This window comes from Mycolicibacterium vaccae NBRC 14118 = CIP 105934 (genome assembly GCF_001552715.1).
Taxonomy (GTDB): Bacteria; Actinomycetota; Actinomycetes; order Mycobacteriales; family Mycobacteriaceae; genus Mycobacterium; species Mycobacterium vaccae.
This window is the reverse complement of the sequence record NZ_BCRS01000277.1, coordinates 1-3914: the sequence shown is the minus strand read 5'-3', so window position 1 is coordinate 3914 and position 3914 is coordinate 1. Positions and strand designations below refer to the sequence as shown.

The 3914-nt window shown below is 70.7% G+C and carries 3 protein-coding genes and 1 pseudogene; all 4 read left to right on the top strand.

All coding sequences use genetic code 11. The features are described 5' to 3' along the window. Positions 1-533: pseudogene (locus tag MVA01S_RS29005) on the top strand (hypothetical protein); the annotation flags it as partial. 27 nt (positions 534-560) lie between these two features. Beyond that, complete coding sequence (locus MVA01S_RS29000) at positions 561-2018, top strand: protein adenylyltransferase SelO (protein ID WP_003931410.1); 1458 nt, start codon at positions 561-563, stop codon at positions 2016-2018. Between the two features lie 63 nt (positions 2019-2081). After that, positions 2082-3464, top strand: a complete 1383-nt coding sequence (locus MVA01S_RS28995; protein WP_051015311.1) for a WS/DGAT/MGAT family O-acyltransferase — start codon at positions 2082-2084, stop codon at positions 3462-3464. Positions 3465-3537: 73 nt separating this feature from the next. Beyond that, positions 3538-3914 (top strand): aminotransferase class III-fold pyridoxal phosphate-dependent enzyme (locus MVA01S_RS28990; protein ID WP_159426375.1); only part of this gene is annotated, 377 nt, incomplete at its 3' end.

The window sequence follows — 3914 nt, the reverse complement described above, 5'->3', positions numbered from 1 at the left end:
CCCTGTACGCGGTCCGCGGCCCCGGTGCGCCGGCGTCGCTGGGCCAGGCCGACGCGAACAGCCCCGTCACGGTGGCCCGGCTCAGCCCCGACGGCGCATCCCTGGCCTACGCGCTGTACCGCAGCACCGACAGCGCGTGCGGCAGCGCGGCGATCGTCACCTCGGACGCCGACGGCACCCAGCAGACCTTCGACGTGGCCGGTCCCGACGTCGACGCCGGGTCGCGGGTCACCAAGCTGTGGTGGCCGCCGACCGGCGCGCCGAAGCTCAGCCTCACCACCTGGCAGTGCGGGCAACCGCAGACCTATCCACCGGTGGTGTGGCAGGTGACCGACGACCGCATCGCCCAGGGCGACCCGCCGACCTCCGCGCTGCAGGCCGCCGACGTGGCGCCCGGCCAGCGGGCGTTGATCCTGTCCCACAGCGGCACCCCCGGCGATCCGGTCGGGACGCTGGTGTTCGAGGAGAGTTCGCGGCGGTTCTCGATCAAGGACGACGTCGACGCGATCGCCGTGATCGCGCCCCCTCCGTAGTCCGGGTGGCTCCGTAGTCTGGGTGGGGTGAGTATCGCGCTGCAGGGCCGATTCGTCGGCGAGCTTCCGGAGCTGGCGGTGCGGTGGAAAGCCGAAGAGGCGCCCCGGCCGCAACTGCTCGTCCTCAACGAACCCCTCGCCGGCGAGCTCGGCCTCGACACCGACTGGCTGCGCGGACCCGACGGGATCGGGCTGCTGGTCGGTACCGCCGTCCCGCCGGACGCGATCCCCGCCGCACAGGCGTACGCCGGACATCAGTTCGGCGGTTTCCAGCCCCGCCTGGGCGACGGCCGGGCCCTGCTGCTCGGTGAGCTCGTCGACACCGAGGGCCGGCTGCGCGACCTGCACCTGAAAGGTTCTGGCCGGACCCCGTTCGCCCGCGGCGGCGACGGCCTCGCCGGGGTCGGCCCGATGCTGCGCGAGTATGTGATCAGCGAGGCGATGCACGCCCTCGGCATCCCGACGACCCGCGCGCTGGCCGTGGTGTCCACCGGGCGTCCGGTGTACCGCGAGACCGCGCTGCCCGGCGCGGTGCTCGCGCGGGTGGCCGCCAGCCATCTGCGGGTGGGCACCTTCCAGTACGCGGCGTCGGTGTCCGCCCAGCAGGGCGACAGCGGCCTGCTGCGCCGCGCCGCCGACCACGCGATCGCCCGCCACCACCCGGCCGCGGCCGAGGCCGAGAACCCCTATCTGGCGCTGCTGGAGGCGGTCAGCGCGGCGCAGGCGCGGCTGATCGCGCAGTGGATGCTGGCCGGGTTCATCCACGGCGTGATGAACACCGACAACATGACGATCTCAGGCGAGACCATCGACTACGGGCCGTGCGCGTTCATGGAGTCGTTCGATCCGGCCACGGTGTACAGCTCGATCGACAGTTGGGGCCGCTACGCGTACGGCAATCAGCCCTCGATCGCGCTGTGGAACCTCGCCCGGTTCGCCGAGGCCCTGCTACCGCTGCTCGACGCGGACATCGGGCGCGCGATCGAACGGGCCGAAGCGTCCCTGGGCGCGTTCCAGGAGCTCTACCAGTCGGCGTGGACGGACGGTATGCGCGCCAAGCTGGGTGTCCCGTCGGCCTCGGCCGAGGACGTCGACCCGCTGATCGAGACCCTGCTGACGCAGCTGCAGCAGAGCCAGGTCGACCACACGTCGTTCTACCGCAAGCTGGCCTCGGCGGCCCGCGGCGACGCCGAACCGGCGCGCGGTGAGTTCGTCGACCTCGCCGCGTTCGACGGTTGGCTGGCGCGCTGGCGTGCGCTGCGGCCGGACCCCGCGGTGATGGACCGCGTCAATCCGGTCTACATCCCGCGCAACCATCTCGTCGAGGAAGCACTCACCGCCGCCACCGGCGGCGACCTGGAACCGGTGCGCCGGCTGCTCGACGCGATCAGTGCGCCGTTCGACGAGAGGGCCGGTCTGGAGCGGTACGCGCAACCCGGTGAGAAGGAGTTCAGCGCCTCGTTCCGAACCTTCTGTGGAACCTGACGTCCCCGGCGTAGCGTGCGTTCCGTGAGCGCCGACACGGTCCGCCTGGGACTGCAGGATCTGATGTTCATCTACGGCGAGACGTCGAGTTCGAAGATGCACGTCGCCGGGCTGATGCCGTTCACGCCGCCCGCGGGCGCCTCCCCCGACTTCCTGCGCGGGTTGATCGACGACGCCCGCAGCCACGAGGTGGTGGCGCCGTGGAACCGCAAGCTGGCCAACCCACGGCTGCAGTTCAGCCCGCTGCACAGCTGGGTCACCGATGAGGATTTCGACTTCGACTACCACGTCAGGCGTTCGGCGCTGGCCAGCCCGGGCGACGAGCGTGAGCTGGGCATTCTGGTGTCCCGCCTGCACAGCAACCATCTCGACCTGACCCGGCCGCCGTGGGAGCTGCACCTGATCGAAGGCCTGGAGGACGGCCGGTTCGCGCTGTATCTGAAGATCCATCACGCGCTGGTCGACGGCTACACCGCGATGCGGATGCTGGGGCGCAGCCTGTCCCCCGATCCGAAGGCCCGCGACGCCCGGATGATCTTCAACATCCCGATGCCGTCGCGGACCAAGCCGGAGGGCCGTGCGCCGACCAATCCGCTGGCCGCGGCGCTGCGGACCGTCGGCGGGATCGGCTCGGCGGTGACGGGCGGGGTCAGTGCTGCGGTCGATCTGACGGCGGCGCTGGTGAACACCCAGTTCCGGCGGGACGGCGACTACGGGAACATCTCGGGTTCGGCGTCGGCGCCGCACAGCATCCTCAACGCCCGGATCAGCCGCAACCGGCGCTTCGCGACCCAGCAGTACGACTTCGACCGGCTCCGAAAGATCAGTGCGCGCGAGGGCGCGACGATCAACGACGTCGCGCTGGCGGTCATCGGGGGCGGGCTCCGCACGTTCCTGTCCGAGCTCGACGAACTGCCGGACCGCTCCCTGATCGCGCTGATGCCCGTCAACGTGCGGCCGAAGGGCGACGAGGGCGGCGGTAACTCGGTGGGGGCGATGCTGGCGCCGCTGGGCACCGACATCGAGGACCCACTCGAGCGGCTGTCGGTCATCACCACGGCCACCAGCGCGTCCAAGGCACAGCTTCAGTCGATGTCGCCGACCGCGATCATCGCCTACAGCGCGGCGCTGCTGGCCCCGGCCGGCGGGCAGATCGCCGGCGCGGTGACCGGGATCAACCCGCCCTGGCCGCACACCTTCAACCTGGTCGTGTCCAATGTGCCGGGTCCGAGGGAGCGCCTGTACTTCAACGGTTCCCGACTGGAAGCCACCTACCCGGTGTCGATACCGATCCACGGCATGGCGCTGAACATCACGCTGCAGAGCTACGCCGACACCGTGAACCTCGGCTTCGTCGGCTGCCGCGACCGCCTGCCCAGCCTGCAGCGGCTGGCGGTGTTCACCGGCGAGGCGCTGACCGAACTGGAGACCGCCTCCGAGGCGTAGAACGACGGCGGGCGGCCCGGCAGGCCCCGACCGGAGATTGTCGCTTCCCAGCTTGGGGATCTACCGTTTCCCTGTGCTCAACGAAACGCTGGAAGAAACCGGTCTGCTGCCCAACGGATTGACCGTCGAGACCGCCCGCAAAGAGGCCGCCCGCACCTACGAACTGGACCGCAAGCACGTGTTCCACTCCTGGTCCGCACAGGCCGAGATCTCCCCGATGACGATCGTGGCCGCCGAGGGCTGCCACGTCTGGGACGGCGACGGCAACAAGCTGCTCGACTTCTCCTCGATGCTGGTCAACACCAACATCGGGCACCAGCACCCCAAGGTCGTCGCCGCGATCGCCGAGCAGGCCGCGAAGTTGTGCACCGTGGCCCCGCAGCACGCCAACGACGCCCGGTCGGAGGCCGCCCGGCTGATCGCCGAGCGCACCCCCGGCGAGCTGGACAC

Excerpts from the sequence above, each read along its gene's own strand:
- MVA01S_RS28995 (WP_051015311.1), top strand. The coding sequence starts at position 2,082 with ATGTTCATCTACGGCGAGACGTCGAGTTCGAAGATGCACGTCGCCGGG.